Genomic DNA, 21,076 nt, shown 5'->3' with positions numbered 1-21,076 from the left:
AAAAATAAAGCAATAAAACCTAGTCTGATGCCATTGGACTAGGTTTTTTGTTATGCGTATTTTTCAACGAATTCATCAGAAATTGAATTGGTCACGCCGTCGTTATGTCAGCGTGATGATCGGTTTGTTGGCTTTGGGATATCTCTCATCTGCGATTTATCACACCTATAAACCCTTGCCAGAGGGCTTGGATTTTACGGGTAAGTTGCGCCATGCCGAGGTGAAATTTTTAGCAGATCAAACCTATATTGATGCCAGTGGTAAACAACAACAAAACCAGGTTATTTTTAATGAAATGTTAAAAATGATTGATGAAGCGCAAACCACCATTGTGCTGGACATGTTTTTATTCAATAAAGAAGTTGGTGAATCAACGCTTGCGCATCGCACACTGGCGCAACAGTTAACCGATGCCTTAATTTCAAAACGTGGTGTACAGCCAAATATTGAAATTAAAGTGATTACTGACCCAATTAATTCTGTTTATGGCGGTGTTGCACCCGAGCATTATCGTCAGTTACGTTCAGCCGGTATTGATGTGATTGAAACGGATTTAAGACCGTTACGCGCATCCAATCCATTGTGGTCGGGCTTTTGGTATATCTGTTGTCAGGATGCGGGCAATAATCCTGAAAAAGGCTGGCTCACCAATCCATTTGGTCCTGAAAAAATCACCTTGCGGAGTTATTTCAATTTATTCAATTTTAGAGCCAATCATCGCAAAACTGTGGTTGTAGATACCGCACAGGGCTGGAAAGCCTTGGTCACTTCTGCAAATCCGCATGATGGCAGTTCACGTCATTCAAACGTGGCTTTGGTGGTTTCAGGCAATACTGCAATTGATGTGTTAAAGACCGAACAGGCGGTAGGGAGAATGTCCAAAGGTGACATTCCGATGGTGATTGTCGGTGAGTTTGAAGGCGAAAAATCTTTGCCGCAAGTTCAGGTACTGACTGAAAAAGCTATTTTTGATGAAACAATCAAACTGATTGAAACAGCCAAGCCACAAGAACAGATTGATCTGGCGATGTTCTATCTTTCTGAACGTCATATTGTGAAAGCTTTAATAGCAGCTCATGAACGGGGTGTAAAAGTTCGTGTCTTACTCGATCCGAATAAAGATGCTTTTGGTCGTCAAAAGAATGGTATTCCTAACCGTCAGGTCGCCTCTGAATTGAATGATGCGGATGTACCTGTGCGCTGGTGTAATACCCAAGGGGAGCAGTGTCATAGCAAGATGATTGTGAAACGTAATGCACAAAATTCAGAGTTGATTTTAGGTTCTGCGAATTTCACCGCACGTAATATTAAAAATTATAATTTGGAAACCAATTTACGTGTTGTGGGTGCATCTCAAGCACAAGTCTTTAGCGATGCCAATCAATATTTTGATACAGCCTGGTTAAACTTGGATGGCAAAAATATGAGTGTCGATTACAGTCAATATGCAGATGAATCGAAACTCAAATATGGCATTTACCGCTTTATGGAGTGGAGTGGGTTGTCGACGTTTTAGAAAATCGTTCCAAATTTTTAAATCCCTCCCAACCTCCCTTTGAGAAAGGGAGGAGCCATCTTATTTAAGGATGGATAAGGACGGATGGAAGTCCTTCTTTTTAAAGATGAACTGTGATAACAGCGCAAGGGGAGATTCAATCTGTTAAAGATAAAAAAGAGCGCTTATACGCTCTTTTTTATATCAACCTTTTATAAAGGATTCGGTGGAATTAATGCATCCAAATCAGCATCTTTCATTTTATCGAGTTCTTTTAAATCAGTTTTAATTTTCCACTGACTTTCGTCTTCAACCGGTTGCGGTAACCGCGCTTCTAACCAGTCACACACCACATCTGGTGGAAAGTCAGGATGATTACATTGAATCACCCACGCCAAAAACTCTTTAGCCTCACCATTCATATAGGGTGGTGGTGAAACAGGTAAGAACTGGGTTGGAAGACGTTCATTCTTTGAAATGTAATTCAGCACATGACCCAATTCCTGAACGGTTTGCCATGCAAGCGGGTGATCGACATTGATCTGAAATTTAAACCACCATGCATGTTGACCATCTGAACCATACGCATCAATCAATGCTTCTTGTACGCTCGGCACTTTGCAAAAGAATTGATGTAGGCGGTCAAAACTTAAATCAGCCACTCTGTTTGATCCAGTAACAAAAAAGAATATCTTAGCATAAACATATTCAGCGCCTAGATGCACGAAAGCATGAAGTCACAGCAAAATTTAATTTACAAAACGTTGCATTTGCTGTTTTTTTATCCATTTTTTATCCTAAACTAGGGATTAAAATCAGTTTATAAACTATATGATGTGATCAACATCGTTCGGAGGCTCTGATGAAAGTAGCAATGCTTTGTGCTCTGGGGGGCATGGTGCTCTTGGGGGCTTCTGCGACCACGCAAGCGGAAAATAAGTGGTCCAATTATCGTGGTGTGGATACCAGCAAGTATCAGCATCGGCCTAATTATCCCCAAAATAGCTATCCAAAAAATAACGATCCACAGCAGTATCCTGGCTATTCACAACCACAACGTTATCCACAACAGAGTTATCCACGAAATAGCTATCCATATAATCACTATCCGCAAAATCACCCCAATGACCCACATTATCCCTCACGTCCACCCCATGGTGGATATCCACCGATACAAAATGGCATTAGCATTCAATATAGTGCGCCAACGACCATCACTCATAATTCTCAAAGCTATAGCTGGGTAAATGGCGATCCGAATACGGCACGGATTGAAAGTTCAAGCCATACCTTAATTACGGATTGGCAACGTTTAGGTTTGCCTGCACCACCGAAAGGGATGTACTGGATTTATGACCATGGGCGCTATGTGTTGGTGCCGAATCGTTGATTTGCTGATTTTAAACCTCTCCCTGACCCTCTCCTAGAAGGAGAGGGAACAAACAGCATTACGCCAGTTCGTCATCTTGTGGACGTGGGGTTTTACCTTCGGGTAATGACTTTTCACTATGTTTGTCACGAATGACAGATGGATAAGTCCAAGATGCATAACGTACCACCAAGATCGCAAAAGCCAGAATCAGAATCGAACCGGTAATAATCACCAAGTCCATATCTGCTTTATGGTCGTGCTGGATATCCGAAATGAGTAGGCGAGTGAGCGCCGTAATCGCGATATAAATCAGAAAGCGTACTGGCATGTGATTGGTCTTGAAATAAATACCGACCATGGCGCCCAGTTCAAGATAGATAAATAACAGCAGAATATCGTCAATGGTGGCGAATTGCTTCACTGTAAGTATGTGAAATACGGTATTGCCTGCAGACCAGATCACCATACAGCCAATAATAAATAGCGCAATATAATGAAAACTTTCTACAGCGATATTTCCGAAACGGTCGAGGAGGGTTTCAATTTTTTCAACTTTGGCATCAGGTTTTGGCATGTTTTTCCTCCTTTATATTAGATGAGTATTTGTATGAAACTGGTATTAAACAGTATGCAATTTTCATGCACATTAAAAGGCAATAAAATGAATGTTATAAATAATTCAATGGGCTGTATTTTTTTTATATGGAATTGATATATTGTATGAATGGTTATTTCATTGATCAGGGAAAAGAAAATGTTAGAAACAATTCAAACAAAAATTAATAGTTTACAAAATGGTAAAAAACTTATTTTAGGTTCGGGGATTAAGGGAGATGAAATGCAGAAGCTGATTGCCTTATGTGAAAATTTACAATCCGAGGGCGTGATTAAAATTGTGAAAATTCATCAAGACGCACAAAGCAGCAAAAAAATCTCAGATTCCATTATGGTTGAAAAAATATAATTCATTTTAGATGAAAAAAAAGATGAAAAAAACGCCTGACAATGCAGGCGTTTTTTATATCTGCTTTAAATTAAGATTGGTTGGTAAAATAATCTTCACTGAAGTTCATGATTACTTCTGGACCTGCTTTTACTTTGGTAATGCGTAGTGCAAGCTCAGGCAAAATGCGTTGCACGAAGTATTGAGCAAGCGCCACCTTGTTTTGATAGAACTCGCCTTCTTTCGCTTTCGCTGCATTGGCAATTTTTGCGAACATGTAAGAGAAGCTTAAAAGACCTACAGCATGCAGGTAATCTACAGCAGCAGAGTTCGAGAATTCAACATTCTCACGTGCGGCTTCAATCACGTATTGCGTCACTGATTCAACTTCAGTTGCTGCATCTAAGGTGGCATCTTTAATGAAGTTCAGGTCAGCATCTAGGCTGTTAGCGAAGTCACGAATCTCCTGGATATATTCGGCAATGAATTCACCCTTACATTTAATGGTTTTACGACCAATCAAATCTTGAGACTGAACGCCGTTGGTGCCTTCGTAAATTTGTGCAATACGTAAGTCACGTACGCATTGTTCCATACCCCATTCACGAATAAAACCATGCCCGCCAAACACCATTTGTGCATCAATCACTGCATCAAAAGCAGTATCGGTTAAATACGCTTTTGCAATTGGTGTAAGCAGGGCAACACGGTTATTGGCAGCTTCCACTGCTTCCGCATCGGTAGAGAACTTGGTGATATCCAGTTGTTGACCCACATAAACTGCGAAAGCACGCGATGCTTCATTGTTTGCACGGGCATTTAACAACATGCGACGTACATCACCATGCACCAGAATGCTGTCTGCTGCTTTGGCTGGAGATTGAATGCCAGAAGCGCTACGACCTTGAATACGGTCAGTCGCATATTGCGCTGCATTTTGGTAGGCAAATTCAGAAGCGCCTAGACCTTGAATACTCATAGATAAACGTTCGTAGTTCATCATCACGAACATTGCTGCTAAGCCTTCGTTTTCTTTACCTACAAGGTAACCTTTGGCACCGTCAAAGTTCATTACACAAGTTGCAGAGGCTTTAATCCCCATTTTGTGTTCAATTGAACCTGGGCCTGCCGCATTGCGTTCACCGAGTGAACCATCTTCATTGACCATGAATTTAGGCACGATGAACAGTGAAATCCCACGTGAACCTGCAGGTGCATCCGGTGTTTTCGCAAGGACTAAGTGAATGATGTTTTCTGCTAAGTCGTGGTCACCGCCCGTAATAAAGATTTTAGTACCAGTGATGTTATAAGTACCATCTTCGTTACGTTCAGCTTTGGTTTTGATAATACCCAAGTCTGTACCGGCATGTGGCTCGGTTAAGCACATGGTACCTGACCATTCGCCAGAGTAAATTTTAGGTAAATAGGTTTCTTTTTGCTCTTGAGATGCATAACTGTTGAGCGCCATACCAGCACCCACAGAAAGAAGTGGGTAGAGCAGGAACGATGGATTGGTTGCGAACAGCATTTCATCTGCAAGTACAGTCAGCATTTTTGGCATGCCTTGACCGCCCCATTCTTCGTCTGCACCCAGACCAATCCAGCCGCCTTCAGCGTATTGTTTGAATGCTTCTTTAAAGCCTGCAGGTGTGGTCACCTTGCCATTTTCAATTTTAGCGCCTTCTTCATCACCGGTACGGTTAATCGGTAAAGTGACGTTTTGGGCAAATTTCGCCATTTCTTCAAGAATAGCTTCAGCCGTTGCAGCATCTACATGGGCAAGATTTTCATTGGCTTGCCAGAATTGCTCTGCATTAAAAACATCATTCAGGATGAATTTCATATCTGCAAGCGGTGCATTATAAATTGGCATAAGGTGTTACCTGTTTATTGTTTGAGTCAGTTCGGTTTTAGTTGAGTCTAAGCGATGAAGAATAGTGTTGTTAGACGACTAAAGATTAATTTTTGCATCTTTTATAAAGAAAAAGGACTGTCAAATCAATGACCGTCCTTCTCCTGTTCATCAAGTTAAAACTTTATGAAAATTAAAATGCGAAGTGTTCAGCATCTAAAGCAAGTAATGGCTCTACACCACCTGCAATCACGTCTACGTGTGAACGTACGCGTGGAAGGATTTTCTTGAAGTAGAAACGTGCAGTGGTTACTTTGGCGTTGTAGAAGTCAACTTCAGTCGTACCTGCAGCAAGCGTTTCTTGAGCGAGAAGTGCCATACGAGCCCATAGGTAAGCAAGGGTTACATAACCGGAGAAGTACAGGTAGTCAACCGCAGCTGCACCGACTTCATCTGGGTTTTGCATCGCACGCATACCAATCTGCATGGTTAAATCACCCCACTCTTTATTAAGAGCAGCAAGTGGTTCAACGAATTCTTTCATTGCAGCATTGTCTTTGTTTGCTTCAACAAATTTGTGGATGATCTTGGTGAAGTCTTTCAACATTGCACCTTGAGTACCCAAAACTTTACGACCTAACAAGTCAAGTGCCTGAATTTCAGTAGTACCTTCATACAAGCAAGCGATACGAGTGTCACGAACAATCTGTTCCATCCCGTGTTCAGAAATAAAGCCATGACCACCGAACACTTGAACACCGTGTTTCGCAGATTCAGAACCCGTTTCAGTCAGGAATGCTTTTCCGATCGGAGTCAGTAGCGACAACATGTTGTCCGCAGCTTTACGTTCTTCTTCAGTTGCACCTTGCTCTACAGTGTCTGCATAGAAAGACAATAAGTAAACCAATGCACGGCCAGCTTCAGCAAAAGATTTTTGCGTTAACAGCATGTTGCGTACAGCAGGATGAACAATAATCGGATCTGCTTCTTTTTCTGGCGCTTTAACACCTGAAAGTGAACGCATTGCCAAGCGGTCTTTTGCATAGGTAAGTGCCCCCTGGAAAGCACCTTCAGATGCCGCAAGCCCCTGTACCGCAGTACCAATACGGGCAGTGTTCATAAATGTGAACATGCAGTTTAAGCCGCGGTTTTCAGGACCAATCAGGAAGCCTTTTGCGTTATCAAAATTGAGTACACAGGTTGCGTTACCGTGAATACCCATTTTGTGCTCGATTGAACCGCAACGAACGGTATTGCGCTCGCCTAAAGAACCGTCTGCATTCAGGTTGAATTTAGGAACGATAAATAACGAGATTCCTTTAGTGCCTTTAGGTGCGCCAGGAAGGCGAGCCAGCACGATATGGATGATGTTATCCGCCATGTCGTGTTCACCAGCAGAGATAAAGATTTTCTCGCCAGAGATTGCATAGCTGCCATCAGCATTTGGTTCAGCTTTGGTACGGATAATCCCCAAGTCGGAACCTGCGTGAGATTCTGTCAAGCACATGGTACCGGTCCACTCACCTGAAACCAGCTTAGGCAAGTAAGTATCTTTTTGTTCTTGAGAGCCGTGATGTTCCAAGGTGCGGACAGCACCGTGCGAAAGGCCAGGGTACATGCCCCATGCCCAGTTTGCAGTACCCACCATTTCAGAGATCACGTTGCCTAAAGAAACAGGCAAGGCTTGACCACCATATTGCTCTTCAGCAGATAATGACGGGAAGCCCAACTCTATATATTTTTGATAGGCTTCTTTAAAGCCTGTAGGCGTCGTTACAACACCGTCATTCCAAGTACAACCTTCACGGTCGCCCACTTGGTTAAGAGGAGAAAGTTCATTTTCACAGAAGTCGGCAGCCGCTTCTAAATATTGATCAACCAACTCACGGCTTACGGTTTCTTGAAATGCAGGGAGTTTGGCATAATGTTGTTCTGCATTTAATAATTCATGGAGAACGAATTGCATCTCGCGTAAGGGCGCTTTGTATTGTGGCATATCGGTTTCCTCAATACTGGTTTAACCAGCTTATAATCCTAATCAACATTTGCACGTGCCTTCTATGACACGTATTTCTATGGCTTAATCGTGCAACATCTTCCTACTTGGTACAAGCGTTTGCATGCGTTTTCTTGGTGACTGTAAAGTCAAAGATTTCTAGCTTAAAATTGCTAAGTACATTGAGTGTAAATGCTTTTATGATTTATTTAGTGGCATAAATAGTCAAATCGCCAATTTTTTAATCAGCAATAAAAAAGGCGCAGAGTTGCGCCTTTTTTACTTTGGTTAAATTTTTACGATGCAGGTTTTACTGCGACAGGAGCCATCAGAGTTCTAGGATGGAAGCGAACTTCACATTTACCATTGATGGTATGTGTTCCCATTTTGACTTGAACAGCCTTGCCATTGGGCTGACCTTGGCAAGCTTTTAACATGGCTTGCTGATGCGCTTGGTGTTGAGCCAAGCGCTGATCAAATTGCTTGGTCAATTCTGCACGTTTGGCATCGGTTAAAGGTTCACCGTATTGCATACCCATGCCTTTCATTTCGCCCTGCATAGCACGATGTTCACGTCGCATTTTCTTCATCTCTGCACGATCAGGATTGAATTGCATCACGCAAGTCCCATTAATGGTCTTTTCACCGGCTTTAATTTGTACTGCTGTACCGGCAGCTTTTGCATCACACGCTTTTTGAATTTGTTCAAATACTTGTTTACGTTCAGCACGGGCTTGCTGGAACTGCTCACGCTGTTCGGGTGTCATGTTGCGCTCATGCTTTTGATGATGATCTCGCATCATGCGCGGGTGGTCGCCATCTTTATCCTGAACCGTGTTGGTCGATTGGCAGGCTGTTAAAGCGCCCATACTGATTAGGCTTGCGCTCACTAAAGCTATTTTTGTCATGGAATTCATTGTTGTTATCTCCAATGAAAAAACGAAATTTGATAAGTTAAAGATTAAACAATAATGATGAAGAAACAATGGAGAGTTTTTTTTTACCGGGTTAGTTACAATAATAAATTGAGAAAAAAATATTGAGATTTTGCTTTTGAATATTCGTCGTGTTCCGATCGCCTTACGTCTGTTTTTGACCGTATTACTCACCACTTTAGTGATTACGACTGTCAGCCTAGGTGTATTGCATTGGACCATGCAAAAGAACTTCGCCAGATATGTGGCAGATGTTGAAATGCAGAAGCTGGATCATGTCATCAGCAATTTGGCAGGGGTGTATACAGTTTATCATGATTGGGGCAATGCCATTCAAGCGCAGATTTTACAGATTGAAGGCACTGCAGCTCCCGACGATTATGACAGGTTGTCACGCTGGTGGTTACGTCGTCAATATGATATTGCCTTGCAGCAGCGTTATTTTCAGGAAAACACCTTACTCAGTGTTTCACCCAGTTTGAACCCGGCAGAACAAAGCAAACCGGTGGTTGATGCAGAAGAACTTCGCTTGATGGAACAGAACTTACCTTCTGAATATCAGCCTTTTGAAGGACTTAAATTTCCTTTAAGTGCCAATCAAAATATATTTCGTACGGATAAAAAAGCGGATAATGCACAAACAGATTCAACTCAAAATCAAGGCAAGAAGAAGCAGTTTATTTCCATGCCTGACCGTTTGGGCTTAAGTTCACGACTTTCACTGTATGATGCCAACAAACAGTTTGTGGTCGGTGAGCCATCCGACATCCCAGTTTCGTATCGCCCGATTATGGTGAATGATAAAATTGTCGGCTATTTAGGTTTAAAACCGGTGCTGGATAAAGATGATGCTTTAAGTATTAATTTCTTTAGCAACCAAAAACGCTATTTACTACTGATTTATGGCTTAACTTTTTTAAGCAGTTTGATTGCCGCTTTATTGTTGGCGACCTATTTCAAAAAGCCGATTCAACGCTTGCTCAATGCAACCCGTGAATTGACTAAAGGACATTATCAGCATCAGGTGAAAATTAACCGTAACGATGAGTTAGGTGATTTATCAAATGAAATTAATCAATTGGCAGTGATTCTAGATCAACATGAACAATCACGCCGTCAGTGGGTGGCAGATACTTCACATGAATTAAAAACACCATTGGCAGTACTGCAAGCGCAAATTGAAGCGATGCAGGACGGTATTCGTAAACCGACGCCTGAACATTTTGAATCGATGCTTCGTCAAGTCACCAGCTTGAAAAAACTGACTCAGGATTTGGCAGATTTAGCCCAAGCTGAAGCACAGCAGCTAACCTGCTATATGGCTGAGGTAAATCCTTGGGATGTGGTATTACAGGAAGTTGAAAACTTCAAACCCAAGTTTGCCCAAGCGGATTTATCTATTTCAGTGCAAGGCAAAGGTACGAATTTACAATTAGATATAGATCGTTTTAAACAAATTATGGTCAACTTACTTGGCAACAGTATTCGCTATACTGAAGCGGGTGGTGAAGTTAGTGTGCATACCGAGCAATCGGCTACGCACTGGAGTGTGATTGTCGATGATAGTCCGCTCGGATTGAGTGATGAACAATTGGCACGTTTAGGCGAGCGTTTCTACCGTGTTGATGATTCGCGAACGCGGAGTACCGGTGGTACAGGTTTAGGTTTGGCATTATCTGGTAAAATTGCGCAGGCATTGGGTGGGAAGTTGAGTTTTGAACATTCTCCATTGGGTGGTTTGCGTTGCAAACTGACTTTTCCAAAACAGTTAAACAAATAAAGGGATGAGATTCATGAAACATGTCATGCTGGTTGAAGATGAAGTTGAACTCGCACAATTGGTGCGAGATTATCTGGAAGCTGCGGGTTTTGAAGTCAGTATGTTTCATGATGGTCAAGAAGCCTATGACAGTTTTATTCAGCGTAAACCAAGTTTGATGATTTTGGACTTAATGGTTCCACGTATGGATGGTTTAACCATTTGCCGTAAAGTACGTGAACAGTCTGATTTGCCGATTATTATGGTCACTGCACGTACTGAAGAAATTGACCGTGTCTTGGGTTTAAACATGGGTGCAGATGATTATATTTGTAAACCTTTTAGCCCGAAAGAACTGGTGGCACGTGTACAAGCGGTTTTGCGTCGCTTAGACCGTCATGCAGAGCCAGAACAAAACAGCTTGTTCCGTATGGATAAAGCCCAACAACGCATTTGGTATCAACAAAAAACCCTGAATTTGACGCCAACTGAATTCCGTTTATTGGAGTTGTTTTTGGAGCATGTTGGGCAGGTATATTCACGTGCACAATTGCTCGATCATATTAACCCTGACAGTTTTGATGTGGCAGATCGCGTGATTGACAGCCATATTAAAAACCTGCGCCGTAAGATTTCCGATGCGGCTGAAACCGGCAACCGTCATGAGTGGATTCAAGCAGTGTATGGTGTAGGTTATCGTTTTGAATATCCTGAAGATTAAGCTTTATATTCTTAATAAAAAAAACTCCCAATTCGGAGTTTTTTTATTGCAGAGCTAAAAGTTTAAGAAGAACAGCTCACCATCACTTCAGGCACATCACTTGGCAATGGCGCTAAATCTTCAGCTTGTTCTAAATCTGTTTGCTTGGTATAAGGCTGACTGAGCAATTCAAATAAACGATTCACTTCAGAAAAATCATCCTGTTCCGCCAGCTCAATCGCTTTTTGTGCCATGTGATTGCGTAGAATATATTGCGGATTGGCTTTAAGCATTTCAGCATCAAGTTCATCTGTTTCTTGGTTTGCTCGAATACTTTCATATTGGGCCAAGAAACTTTCAAATTGGCGTCGGTCCAGACAGTCATCTTTAATTAACTCAAATTGTTTGTTCTGAAGTCGAATAAAACTTTGGGTATAGTCCAGTTGTTCGCTTTGAAGAATTCGTAAGAAAGCCATACCACAATCAAAACTGTCTTTATGGAAACTTGGCAAGCCCATTTTCTGGTTTAAACCATGTTTATAGTGCTCTAAGAAGGTTGGCTCATAGTGCTCTAAACATGCTACCAAATCCTGTTTCCAGTGTTCTTTATCATAGTCTGTAGGGCAGAGCGGAACCAGGTTGTTTAACCATTGCCATAAATTCCAGTGCCCAATACTTGGCTGCTGCTGATAGGTATAACGACCTTGATAATCCGAGTGGTTATTGATCCAATTCGGACGGAAACGTTCCATAAAACCATAAGGACCAAAGTCAAGGGTTGAACCGGTAATATTCAGGTTGTCAGTATTCATTACCCCGTGGGCAAAACCGACCAGCTGCCATTTGGCAATCATCACTGCGGTGCGCTGAATCACCTTTGTGGCAAAAGCCAAAACAGGCTGTTCAGCATCCAGACATTCGGGATAATGCCATTCAATGCACTTTTGGGTAAATTCAGTTAGTAATTCAGATTGATATTGATTGATCCATTCAAAATGACCCAAGCGAATATGGCAGTCTGAAGTGCGCAGCATCATCGCGCCAGGTTCCATTTTTTCGCGTTGTATGCCTTGGGTGGAAGAGGTGAATCCAACCGCATTACTGGACGCAATGCCCAAAGCATTCAGGGCATGACCGGCCAAATATTCGCGAATTACGGAACGCAAGACCGCACGACCATCACCCATACGAGAGTAGGGAGTAGAACCGGCGCCTTTCAAATGCAGGTCGATGGTTTGATTATTTTGATCCAGGATTTGTGCAATCAGTAAGCCACGACCATCACCGAGTTGTCCTGCCCATTGTCCAAACTGATGCCCGGCATAGACCATCGCCAAGGGTTCAAATTCGGTAAAGGTTTTTTGTCCACTACAGATTTCCACCCATTGAGCTTTGTCTTGTTCTGACCACTGCAATTGATTGGCCAAAGCTTCATTGAAATGACCTGCTTTGGCACCTTTTAAGGGAACCGGCATTTGATGATGATAAAGCTTGCGATTGAGCGAAGGATAACGAGGATTAAATTGCATAGGACAATCTAAAAATGGGAGGAGATGCGCTTACTATAACAAATTTGAACGGCCAAAATGAATAAAGCCCCAATAATGGGGCTTTATCAATAGAATCCGGTTTTATTCAGAAACTGGATTTTTTTTAATACTACGCATTAAAATTTTCAAGCTATTGCGATGATGCGCAAGACGCTGTTCAACCAGTTGGAAATCCACTTTAAGTTTGCTGTCCATTTGATGGATTTTTTCAGCAACAGAAGCTTTTTTCGCTTGAATCTCTTGTTCTTTCAGCGTGGCCCAATCATTTAAAGTTTGGGTAAATGCTTCATATTCTTGAGCAATACGCAGTTTAGCTGCCGCCATATCTTCATTGACATTATGACCATAAACCGCCAAATCCTGTTCGGCATATTTAAAGCGCATTGCCAATTCTGCTTTTTTAATATTAAAGCTTGGAATACGGCGTAAGTTTTTAGCAAGACCGACTTTTGAACAAGACCAGATCAACCATTTGGTCGGATCGTACTGCCACCATTTCACCCCATTACGGTAATCGTATTGGAAAATGTGGTGATAGTTGTGATAACCCTCACCCCAAGTGGCAATGGCTAAAATGAAATTGTCACGTGCAGTATTTTCGTCGGTATAAGGACGTTTGCCCCACATGTGACAAAGCGAGTTAATGAAGAAGGTCACATGATGGCTCAAGATCAGACGGACTAAACCGCCTAATAACACTACGCCCCACATATCGCCAACTGCCCAACCCACAGTAGTGAGAATCACGGCATGTACGGCAATGACCAGTGGAATGTAATATTTGTCTTGGAACATCACCACTTTGTCATTTAACAAATCAGGTGCATTTTTATAGTTTGCTTCTGCTGCTGGATAGTTGCGAAGCATCCATCCCATATGCGCATACCAAAAGCCATTATTAATTGAATATGGGTCTTGTTCGACATCATCAACATGACGGTGATGGGTACGGTGACCTGAAGCCCAGAACAAAATACTATTTTGAACGGCAAAAGTACCCATAAGCATTAAAATAATTTTTAATGGCAAGGTTGCTTCATAAGCACGATGTGCCCATAAGCGGTGATAACCCGCAGTAATCCCTAAACTACTCACACCGAGTAGTACAAATAAGCTGATCCATGCGCCTAAGCTAAAATCATGATGATAAGCATATAAAGGGATAGCGATTACAGCCACAATCGGTAAAAAAACCAACGCGAATACTGCAATCCAGTTAATTGGGGCTTTGGGTAGGGGAGCATTCATCTCCAACAGCACTCCTAGAACCTTTTAAAAGGTAAAGGTAAGGTATAAATGAATTCTTAATTCAATACGGTTTATAAGGATTAAGACTTTCTCAATATTAGCATGAGCAAATAAAGCTGCACTAGCATTATTCTACAGATGTATTGTACTAAACAGTAACAGAATACCGGGTGGACGTGATTGATTTTATCGAAGGTCGAGGTAGCTTCCGGCAACAGCAACGATGTAGATCATTTTTGAGTGAATAAATAGCAGATTTAGTCACAGAAATGGGGTCGAAAAATTTATTTTAAAGTTGTTCGAGCATCATTTTCGGGAAATCTGTAATCAATCCGTCAATGCCTAAACTTTGCAGATGTTTGGCGCGTTCAATATCATTCACCGTCCAGACACTGATTTGTAAATGGGCTTGTTGGGTGGCCTTAATGATTTCATCGGTTGCCAGCTGATTCATCCAGCCAATTTGGCAACAACCGAGTTCTATAGCTTGTTCAATGGCTTTACGTTTGATGTCGTCTTCAACCAGTAAGCCACGTTTAAAGATCGAGTACTGCTGTTTTAAGGCCTGATGGATTTTTAAATCGAAACTGGTGATCACGGCAGTTTGTTCAAAACCGTGTAATTGTTTTTGTAATTCTAAAACCAGTTTTTCAGCTTCAGGCATAGTTGCAACAGCTTTGACCTCAACTTCAATATGCTCAAAGTCATGAATAATACTCAGGGTCTGGCGGAGTGTTGGGGTAAGCTGTTTTTCCCAGTCCATCCAGATATGTGCCTGATTATAAGCTTCGAGTTGGTGACTGTTTAATTCATAGAGTTGTTGATCTGTGCCGGTGGTTCTTAAGAAGTTGTCATCGTGCATGATGATGAGTTCATTATCTTTCAGTTGGCGCACATCAAATTCGACTGAACGGATGCCCAAGTCATGAATGTATTGAAAGCCGCCTAGGGTATTTTCCGGGGCTTCACCACGTGCACCACGATGTCCGATGATTCTCATAATCAATCTATTCTGTATAGTTTTAAATGATTGTAGCCTTAAATGATTTGATCAGGAAGTTACTTAAATTGGTCGTTTAATTGGATACGCGTAAACGCCATCTGTAACTGTTCGAGGCAGGACTACATTGGAAAAAAATGTTTCTGCGAAGCTGATGTTTACTGACGGTTATTGACGAGTTTTACGGTGAGGAGCGCTGCTCCGCAAGATGTTTTGTTCTTGCACAACAGCGTTGTTCATCCCGAAAGAAAAGTAACAGATGAGCTCCAGGTAGTGAATTATTCAGAGTAAGACTCCTGAAAATGCTCATTTGGATAAAGAGTTTGACAGAATGTTCAAATCGTCTCATTAATATTTTTTTGCCACAGTACTTCAGACCCGCCTTCAGCACGTTGCAAAGTCCGCGAGGCTACAAATAACCAGTCAGAAAGACGGTTTAAAAGCTGCAATGAAGTTGCCTGAATATTTTGATCACGAGTATGTACCGTCATCAGGCTGCGTTCAGCACGGCGGCATACCGAACGTGCTTGATGTGCATAACTGCAAGCTAAAGTTCCGGCCGGTAAAATGAAGTCTTTCAGCATGGGTAAAGCTTCATTCATGCGGTCAATTTCATTTTCCAGAAATTCAACTGAAACCGGTAAAACCATGTTGTAATTGGGAATACAAACTTCACCACCCAGGTCAAAGAGCCAGTGTTGAATCAGGCTTAAAGATTTATCCCAAGCGGCTTTGTCTTCAATGCTACTGACGGCAATTTGTGAACGTAAAATACCGATACAAGAGTTGAGTTCATCGACATCGCCTAAAGCGGCAATACGCAAGTCATCTTTGGCAACGCGAGAACCGTCGCCTAGTCCGGTTGTGCCAGAGTCGCCTGTGCGGGTATAAATTTTACTTAAACGGTGGCCCATATTTTTTCCTTGGATTTTCCTAAAACTAAATGCAATAAAAAAGGATAATGTCGGTCATAACATTATCCATAAACTGCGCTGTTTTAAAATTTTTTGCTGTTGAGAGCTTAGTAACGGAAGGTTACACCCGCAGAAGCGAGGCGACCGCCGTTGACATAAAAGTGATTACCGCCATATGAAGCATTTTTATATTGCACATCACCAATATTTTCAATGTTGGCAAATAATTTCACATTAGGATTGATATTCCAGTAGGTATTTACATTTACAGTGGCATAACCGGTTACACCCGATCCATTTTTAGGTTTAGATTTGGCCGATAAAGACGTACTAATACCATACACCTCGTTTTGTAAACCTGTAGTGAGTGTCAAACTTTGACGTGGGCGACGGCTTAAATCTGTATCATTGCTTTTATCTTTTGGCTGAACATAAGCATAAGAAAGATCTAAAACTAAATCATCTTGTGCCCAGTTTAAATTGAATTCACCACCGGTAAAAGTCGCTTTTTTAACATTCAATAATTGACCTTCATATGTTACCGGATCAGTCACATAAGTAATTAAGTCTTCCACTTCGTTACGATATGCAGATAATCCCACTGTAAGACTATCTGTAATTTTTTGATCTAGACCAATTTCATAAGAAATGCTTTCTTCTGGTTTGAGTTCAGGATTTGCTCCCCAACCAATCGCATAAAGATCGTTATTTGTTGGAGCACGGAAAGCCGTTCCAATATTGGTATAAATACTTGTGGCTGGGAGAATTTGATATCGTGCTGCAACCTGGCCTACGGTATGTGTACCAAAAGTTTCATTATCCTCAACACGAAGACCCGCCTGAGTACTCAAATGATTGTTCTGATATTGATGCTGGATAAAATATCCTGTACTACTAACATCTTTATCATATTGAACTGTATTCCAACCTAGCGAAAGTAAATCAGTTTTAGTATTTCGATGTGACACACCAGCCATCATGTTTTGATGAGGGGTAAATTGCCATTTAGAATATAATTCTGCTTCTTGTGTTTTATTATGAATAAAATCAGCAGTTTCATTTTGAGAAAGGTCATCTTTAAACTGCGATACACGAGCATTGACTGAAATTGTATCGTTGAGATTTATACGACCTTTTAAATTAATGATTTCGTTTTTAAAGTCTTGGGACTTATTGATTAAACCTAGTAATTGAGTATAAGAAGGATTGAAAATACCATCTGTATAGACTGAAGTGCCTTCATTTTGTGAATAGTCTATAGATGCAGCATATTGCTTTTGTTCAATACCAAATTTTGCACTAAAGCCTTCTTGATCATAGGCACCGGTTTTAGCATTCGAATTTTTAAAATCGGTAACTTGAGTGCCTTCAGATTCCAAATGCTGACCACGAATTTGGGCATAAACACCATTTTCAGATAAATCAGCTCCAACTACGGATTTATAGGTTTGATGCTCACCTATTTCCCCTGTAACAAATGCACCTGTTTTTTCAGGTGTCTTAGAAACCAATTGCACTACACCACCGATGGCATCGGTACCATATAAAACAGAAGCAGGACCTTTTAAAACTTCAATCTGCTTAATGTCAGTCGTATCAATAAAAGATAAAGATGCAGCTCCAGCTGAACCCGTATTTAATCGAACCCCATCACGAAGCACCAGCGTATGGGTTGAGTTTGTGCCTCGGGTAAAAATTGAAGCAGCTTGACCATATCCTCCATATTGCATCATATCGATGGATGCATCGCTCATGAGTAAATGGGGGAGTTCTGCAATAGGAGATTGTTCTAGAATATGTGGTTCAATAATTGAAATCCGCGCAGGAACATTTTTAATATTTTCTTCACTACGTGATGCGGTAACTACAATCGTATCTAAGCTGGTTTTTGCAACTGCTTGATCGGCAGCTTGGGTGCCAGTGGAAAAACCTAACACAATAGCGATTGCACCCGCTAAGGCAGCAGGCTGAAATTGAATAGACATAATGTGCTCCATACATTCACTCCCCGTGAATGATTGAGTTAAAGAACACAACAAGCAGGTATCCGGACTTAAATGTGCAGGGCAGGCACCATGCTGCCAATCCACCTTCCCACATTTTCATGCAGTGGCGTAAACCAGAGGTTTAAATTGATTGACGTTTCATTTTTTACCGTTGCGGGGGCAGTGTTGGATTTGCACCAACTTCCCTAAAGCTTTAAGGCTTTGACTTGTTGCAAGATGGGCGCAGTATAAAGATTGTATGGCTGATAAACAACGTCAGACAAGAATTATTCGGATGAACTTTACGCAAGCTAAAGAAATTGCATTACAATGATTCGCCCTCATATTTATAGCATGACTATAAATTGGCAAAGTTAAGGTTAAAAAATTAGAGCGAATTGTATGCGAACCCGTGCCAAAATTTGCGGAATCACACGAATAGAAGATATACATTCAGTTGTGAATGCAGGAGCAGATGCGATTGGTTTTGTATTTTTTCCACCTAGTCCACGTAGTGTGACCAAAGAGCAAGTGAAAGAACTGATCCAGCATGTACCTGCCTATGTGCAAACAGTGGGTTTATTTGTTAATGCATCTGCGGATGACATTCAACACGTTTTAAAAGATGTGCCTCTGGATATGCTGCAATTTCATGGTGATGAAAGTCCTGAGCAGTGTCAGCAGATTTCCAAACAGGTCGGCCGCCGCTGGTACAAAGCCATCCAGGTGAAACCGGGTTTAGATATTCAAGCCGAAATTCAAAGTTATCAGGATGCAGGGGCAAGTGCTGTGTTGTTAGATGCCTGGCATCCAGATTTAAAAGGGGGCACTGGGCATAGCTTTGACTGGACTACTTTCCCAAAATTAAATATTCCGCTCATCTTGGCAGGGGGCTTAAACCCTGACAATATCGAGCAGGCAATTCTCACCACACAAGCCTATGCTGTGGATGTGAGCGGCGGTGTCGAGTCCGCAAAAGGTATAAAAGACCAACAACTCATCGAACGCTTTATGCAAGGAGTCCTACGTGGATCAGCAAAATAATGTGATTGACTATACCCAATTCCCTGATGCAAAAGGGCATTTCGGTATCCATGGCGGACGTTTTGTGTCAGAAACCCTGATGGCAGCTCTAGAAGACCTAGAAAAGCTGTATCTCCGTATGAAAAATGACGAACAGTTTCTGGCAGAATTCGACCGTGATCTGGCTTACTATGTAGGTCGTCCTAGTCCTTTATATTATGCTGAGCGATGGTCAAAAGAGTTGGGCGGTGCGCAAATTTACTTAAAACGTGAAGACCTGAACCATACCGGCTCACATAAAATCAATAACACCATTGGTCAGGCACTGCTGGCAAAACTTTCCGGTAAAAAACGTATTATTGCGGAGACCGGTGCAGGTCAGCATGGTGTGGCAACAGCGACGATTGCAGCGCGTTTAGGCCTGGAATGTGTCGTGTATATGGGTGCCGAAGACGTAAAACGTCAGGCCATGAATGTGTACCGTATGCGTTTGCTGGGTGCCAAAGTGGTTCCAGTAGAAAGCGGCTCTAAAACCCTGAAAGATGCATTAAATGAAGCGATGCGTGACTGGGTGACCAATGTAGACAGTACTTACTATATTATTGGTACAGTGGCGGGTCCTCATCCGTATCCAATGCTAGTGCGTGACTTCCAGTCTGTGATTGGTCGTGAAGCACGCCGTCAGATTCTGGAACAGGCGGGCCGTTTGCCAGATGCATTGGTGGCTTGTGTGGGTGGTGGCTCGAATGCGATCGGTTTATTCTATCCATTCCTGAACGATCAGGACGTGAAAATGTATGGTGTGGAAGCAGCAGGTTTGGGGATTGAAACCGGTAAGCACTCTGCTCCGCTAAACGCAGGTCATGTCGGTGTGTTGCATGGTAACCGCACTTATCTGATGTCAGATGAGCAAGGCCAGATCATTGAAACGCATTCAATTTCTGCCGGTCTGGATTATCCGGGTGTTGGTCCTGAACATAGTTTCTTGAAAGATATGCACCGTGTTGAATATGTGCCGATCAATGACCAGGAAGCATTACAGGGCTTCCGTGATTTAACCCAGATTGAAGGTATTATTCCTGCACTGGAAAGTTCACATGCGATGGCGTATGTGACCAAACTTGCGCCAACCATGTCTAAAGATCAAATTATTATTGCGACTGTTTCAGGTCGTGGCGATAAGGATTTAATGACTGTTGCGCGTATTGATGGTGTGGAAATGGTTGAGATGTAATTTGCCTTGAAGCCCTCCTTTTTTAAAGGTGAGGACTTCAGAATATATTCTGAATCCGCAAGGGTGGATTTTATAAAGAATAAAATCGTGCGGAAGCAATTCAGCACGATTTTTTTATACATACAGAAAAACTTTTCCTTTTTAGAAGGGTATCGAAGATGCAAAAACATATATTCTTTACTTTTGACGGGACAAAAGTAACAAAACCCCTTTGTTTGGCAGAGAATACATCCTTGTATTCCTGCCAAACGGGCGACATCCATGTCGCCAGCGTATATCATATTGAGATGTCATAATTATTCTCCTAACTAAATTTTGTCATGTAAAGTTCCCCCTCCTTTGAAAAAGGATGAGAAACACTGTTTCGCAAGGGAGGAGGATTAAAATTAAGGAGAGAATCATGCCCAGCCTATTTATCGTCATGCTTGGTGGTCGTCATGCACGTGCCAATACAGAAGTACATGATGTGGTGTTAGCTGTTGGTGAAAGTTTGCAAGAAGTCTATCCTCAACTGAAAAATGCATGGTTTGGCGAACAAAAAGGGTTGCATATTGATGCCTGGGCGCAAATCAACGGGATTGAATTTGACGGAAAACACTATCAAATCCAATTTAGCGATGCAGCACCGAATTCATCTTCAGAACATCTGTTTTTAATTAACCTGGGTGGCTACGATGCTCAGGAGTTTGGAGAGCTGCATCGTTATGTTCTGGTTGTAGCACAAAATGCTAGGGCGGCCAAACAACACGCTAAGGCTTATTTTGCCAAGCATTGGCAGAAGCAACATACCGACCGAATCTTAGATGTAGATGATTGTATTGTAATTGATCATATTCATGGCCGTTATGTAGAGCTGGTCGAAGGTCAGTTTTCAGCGAACCGCTGGGAAAATACCTATTTAATGCTGGATGAGGGTTGATTTATATCTATTTGATTAATAAATTATATTTATCAAATATTAGACCAGGTGAAATATTATAAATTTTTGTATTTTTCGATGAAATATGCTTTTTGACACTTTCAAGTTCCGCTTATATAGGCATAATAACGCTAAGGAATTGTTATCTCTT

General features: G+C 41.8%; 18 protein-coding genes and 1 riboswitch. Of the genes, 8 read left to right on the top strand and 10 right to left on the bottom strand.

Going from position 1 to position 21,076, the window contains the following annotated elements:
* Positions 1-52 precede the first annotated feature (52 nt).
* The gene (locus tag HLH18_RS15740) at positions 53-1,516 is read left to right on the top strand and encodes a phospholipase D family protein (protein ID WP_171547553.1); all 1,464 of its coding nucleotides are present in this window, start codon (positions 53-55) and stop codon (positions 1,514-1,516) included.
* Positions 1,517-1,707: 191 nt separating this feature from the next.
* Here HLH18_RS15740 and HLH18_RS15735 read toward each other — a convergent pair whose 3' ends face one another.
* The gene (locus HLH18_RS15735) at positions 1,708-2,157 is read right to left on the bottom strand and encodes a hypothetical protein (protein WP_171540795.1); all 450 of its coding nucleotides are present in this window, start codon (positions 2,155-2,157) and stop codon (positions 1,708-1,710) included.
* A 200-nt stretch (positions 2,158-2,357) separates the two neighbouring features.
* Here HLH18_RS15735 and HLH18_RS15730 point away from each other — a divergent pair, with 200 nt between their 5' ends.
* On the top strand, positions 2,358-2,885 hold the full coding sequence (locus HLH18_RS15730; RefSeq protein ID WP_171547552.1) for an RcnB family protein: 528 nt from the start codon (positions 2,358-2,360) through the stop codon (positions 2,883-2,885).
* A 58-nt stretch (positions 2,886-2,943) separates the two neighbouring features.
* Here HLH18_RS15730 and HLH18_RS15725 read toward each other — a convergent pair whose 3' ends face one another.
* On the bottom strand, positions 2,944-3,441 hold the full coding sequence (locus HLH18_RS15725; RefSeq protein WP_171547551.1) for a phosphate-starvation-inducible protein PsiE: 498 nt from the start codon (positions 3,439-3,441) through the stop codon (positions 2,944-2,946).
* Positions 3,442-3,621: 180 nt separating this feature from the next.
* Between HLH18_RS15725 and HLH18_RS15720 the strand changes: the two genes are divergently transcribed.
* On the top strand, positions 3,622-3,831 hold the full coding sequence (locus tag HLH18_RS15720) for a hypothetical protein (RefSeq protein WP_171547550.1): 210 nt from the start codon (positions 3,622-3,624) through the stop codon (positions 3,829-3,831).
* Positions 3,832-3,901: 70 nt separating this feature from the next.
* Here the strand turns inward: HLH18_RS15720 and HLH18_RS15715 are convergent, their stop codons facing one another.
* The 3 genes from HLH18_RS15715 to HLH18_RS15705 form a co-directional block, all read right to left on the bottom strand.
* The gene (locus tag HLH18_RS15715) at positions 3,902-5,683 is read right to left on the bottom strand and encodes an acyl-CoA dehydrogenase C-terminal domain-containing protein (protein ID WP_171547549.1); all 1,782 of its coding nucleotides are present in this window, start codon (positions 5,681-5,683) and stop codon (positions 3,902-3,904) included.
* Between the two features lie 172 nt (positions 5,684-5,855).
* Positions 5,856-7,658 (bottom strand): acyl-CoA dehydrogenase C-terminal domain-containing protein, encoded by a 1,803-nt coding sequence (locus HLH18_RS15710; protein ID WP_171547548.1) that lies wholly within the window; start codon positions 7,656-7,658, stop codon positions 5,856-5,858.
* 296 nt (positions 7,659-7,954) lie between these two features.
* Positions 7,955-8,575 (bottom strand): hypothetical protein, encoded by a 621-nt coding sequence (locus HLH18_RS15705; RefSeq protein WP_171547547.1) that lies wholly within the window; start codon positions 8,573-8,575, stop codon positions 7,955-7,957.
* A 136-nt stretch (positions 8,576-8,711) separates the two neighbouring features.
* On the opposite strand from HLH18_RS15705, the gene baeS reads away from it, so the two are divergent.
* Positions 8,712-10,373 (top strand): sensor histidine kinase efflux regulator BaeS, encoded by a 1,662-nt coding sequence (gene baeS / locus HLH18_RS15700; protein WP_171547546.1) that lies wholly within the window; start codon positions 8,712-8,714, stop codon positions 10,371-10,373.
* Between the two features lie 13 nt (positions 10,374-10,386).
* Positions 10,387-11,073, top strand: coding sequence for a response regulator (locus HLH18_RS15695; protein ID WP_081406183.1), 687 nt, complete (start codon positions 10,387-10,389; stop codon positions 11,071-11,073).
* A gap of 62 nt (positions 11,074-11,135) precedes the next feature.
* Here the strand turns inward: HLH18_RS15695 and HLH18_RS15690 are convergent, their stop codons facing one another.
* The 5 genes from HLH18_RS15690 to HLH18_RS15670 form a co-directional block, all read right to left on the bottom strand.
* Positions 11,136-12,581 carry a protein adenylyltransferase SelO gene (locus tag HLH18_RS15690; RefSeq protein ID WP_171547545.1) on the bottom strand — a complete coding sequence of 482 codons (1,446 nt, stop codon included), beginning with the start codon at positions 12,579-12,581 and terminating at the stop codon, positions 11,136-11,138.
* Between the two features lie 102 nt (positions 12,582-12,683).
* The gene (locus HLH18_RS15685) at positions 12,684-13,850 is read right to left on the bottom strand and encodes an acyl-CoA desaturase (RefSeq protein WP_131288575.1); all 1,167 of its coding nucleotides are present in this window, start codon (positions 13,848-13,850) and stop codon (positions 12,684-12,686) included.
* A 289-nt stretch (positions 13,851-14,139) separates the two neighbouring features.
* Entirely contained in the window at positions 14,140-14,850 is a 711-nt protein-coding gene (locus HLH18_RS15680; protein ID WP_171547544.1) for a glycerophosphodiester phosphodiesterase, read from the bottom strand.
* Between the two features lie 335 nt (positions 14,851-15,185).
* Complete coding sequence (locus tag HLH18_RS15675) at positions 15,186-15,764, bottom strand: cob(I)yrinic acid a,c-diamide adenosyltransferase (RefSeq protein WP_171547543.1); 579 nt, start codon at positions 15,762-15,764, stop codon at positions 15,186-15,188.
* A 107-nt stretch (positions 15,765-15,871) separates the two neighbouring features.
* Positions 15,872-17,749 carry a TonB-dependent receptor plug domain-containing protein gene (locus tag HLH18_RS15670; protein WP_171547542.1) on the bottom strand — a complete coding sequence of 626 codons (1,878 nt, stop codon included), beginning with the start codon at positions 17,747-17,749 and terminating at the stop codon, positions 15,872-15,874.
* A 36-nt stretch (positions 17,750-17,785) separates the two neighbouring features.
* Positions 17,786-17,995: riboswitch (cobalamin riboswitch) on the bottom strand.
* 156 nt (positions 17,996-18,151) lie between these two features.
* Between HLH18_RS15670 and HLH18_RS15665 the strand changes: the two genes are divergently transcribed.
* From HLH18_RS15665 to HLH18_RS15655, 3 genes are all read left to right on the top strand, one after another.
* Positions 18,152-18,793 carry a phosphoribosylanthranilate isomerase gene (locus HLH18_RS15665; RefSeq protein ID WP_166171305.1) on the top strand — a complete coding sequence of 214 codons (642 nt, stop codon included), beginning with the start codon at positions 18,152-18,154 and terminating at the stop codon, positions 18,791-18,793.
* Positions 18,777-20,006: a tryptophan synthase subunit beta gene (trpB, locus tag HLH18_RS15660; protein ID WP_166171307.1), complete on the top strand. Its 1,230-nt coding sequence runs from the start codon at positions 18,777-18,779 to the stop codon at positions 20,004-20,006. Before HLH18_RS15665 ends, trpB begins: the two co-directional genes overlap by 17 nt.
* 400 nt (positions 20,007-20,406) lie before the next feature.
* Positions 20,407-20,925 carry a DUF1543 domain-containing protein gene (locus tag HLH18_RS15655; protein WP_171547541.1) on the top strand — a complete coding sequence of 173 codons (519 nt, stop codon included), beginning with the start codon at positions 20,407-20,409 and terminating at the stop codon, positions 20,923-20,925.
* Positions 20,926-21,076: the final 151 nt, after the last annotated feature.

The sequence above is a fragment of the Acinetobacter sp. ANC 5414 genome (genome assembly GCF_013004295.1).
Taxonomy (GTDB): domain Bacteria; phylum Pseudomonadota; class Gammaproteobacteria; order Pseudomonadales; family Moraxellaceae; genus Acinetobacter.
This window is presented reverse-complemented; position numbering and strand designations above follow the sequence as displayed.

Bases quoted from the DNA above. Each gene is read 5' to 3' on its own strand.
- HLH18_RS15710 (WP_171547548.1), bottom strand. From the start codon at position 7,658: ATGCCACAATACAAAGCGCCCTTACGCGAGATGCAATTCGTTCTCCAT.
- HLH18_RS15715 (WP_171547549.1), bottom strand. From the start codon at position 5,683: ATGCCAATTTATAATGCACCGCTTGCAGATATGAAATTCATCCTGAAT.
- HLH18_RS15720 (WP_171547550.1), top strand. From the start codon at position 3,622: ATGTTAGAAACAATTCAAACAAAAATTAATAGTTTACAAAATGGTAAA.
- HLH18_RS15680 (WP_171547544.1), bottom strand. From the start codon at position 14,850: ATGAGAATCATCGGACATCGTGGTGCACGTGGTGAAGCCCCGGAAAAT.
- HLH18_RS15705 (WP_171547547.1), bottom strand. From the start codon at position 8,575: ATGAATTCCATGACAAAAATAGCTTTAGTGAGCGCAAGCCTAATCAGT.
- HLH18_RS15725 (WP_171547551.1), bottom strand. From the start codon at position 3,441: ATGCCAAAACCTGATGCCAAAGTTGAAAAAATTGAAACCCTCCTCGAC.
- HLH18_RS15675 (WP_171547543.1), bottom strand. From the start codon at position 15,764: ATGGGCCACCGTTTAAGTAAAATTTATACCCGCACAGGCGACTCTGGC.
- HLH18_RS15690 (WP_171547545.1), bottom strand. From the start codon at position 12,581: ATGCAATTTAATCCTCGTTATCCTTCGCTCAATCGCAAGCTTTATCAT.
- HLH18_RS15670 (WP_171547542.1), bottom strand. From the start codon at position 17,749: ATGTCTATTCAATTTCAGCCTGCTGCCTTAGCGGGTGCAATCGCTATT.
- HLH18_RS15740 (WP_171547553.1), top strand. From the start codon at position 53: ATGCGTATTTTTCAACGAATTCATCAGAAATTGAATTGGTCACGCCGT.
- HLH18_RS15695 (WP_081406183.1), top strand. From the start codon at position 10,387: ATGAAACATGTCATGCTGGTTGAAGATGAAGTTGAACTCGCACAATTG.
- HLH18_RS15655 (WP_171547541.1), top strand. From the start codon at position 20,407: ATGCCCAGCCTATTTATCGTCATGCTTGGTGGTCGTCATGCACGTGCC.
- HLH18_RS15665 (WP_166171305.1), top strand. From the start codon at position 18,152: ATGCGAACCCGTGCCAAAATTTGCGGAATCACACGAATAGAAGATATA.
- HLH18_RS15730 (WP_171547552.1), top strand. From the start codon at position 2,358: ATGAAAGTAGCAATGCTTTGTGCTCTGGGGGGCATGGTGCTCTTGGGG.
- HLH18_RS15685 (WP_131288575.1), bottom strand. From the start codon at position 13,850: ATGAATGCTCCCCTACCCAAAGCCCCAATTAACTGGATTGCAGTATTC.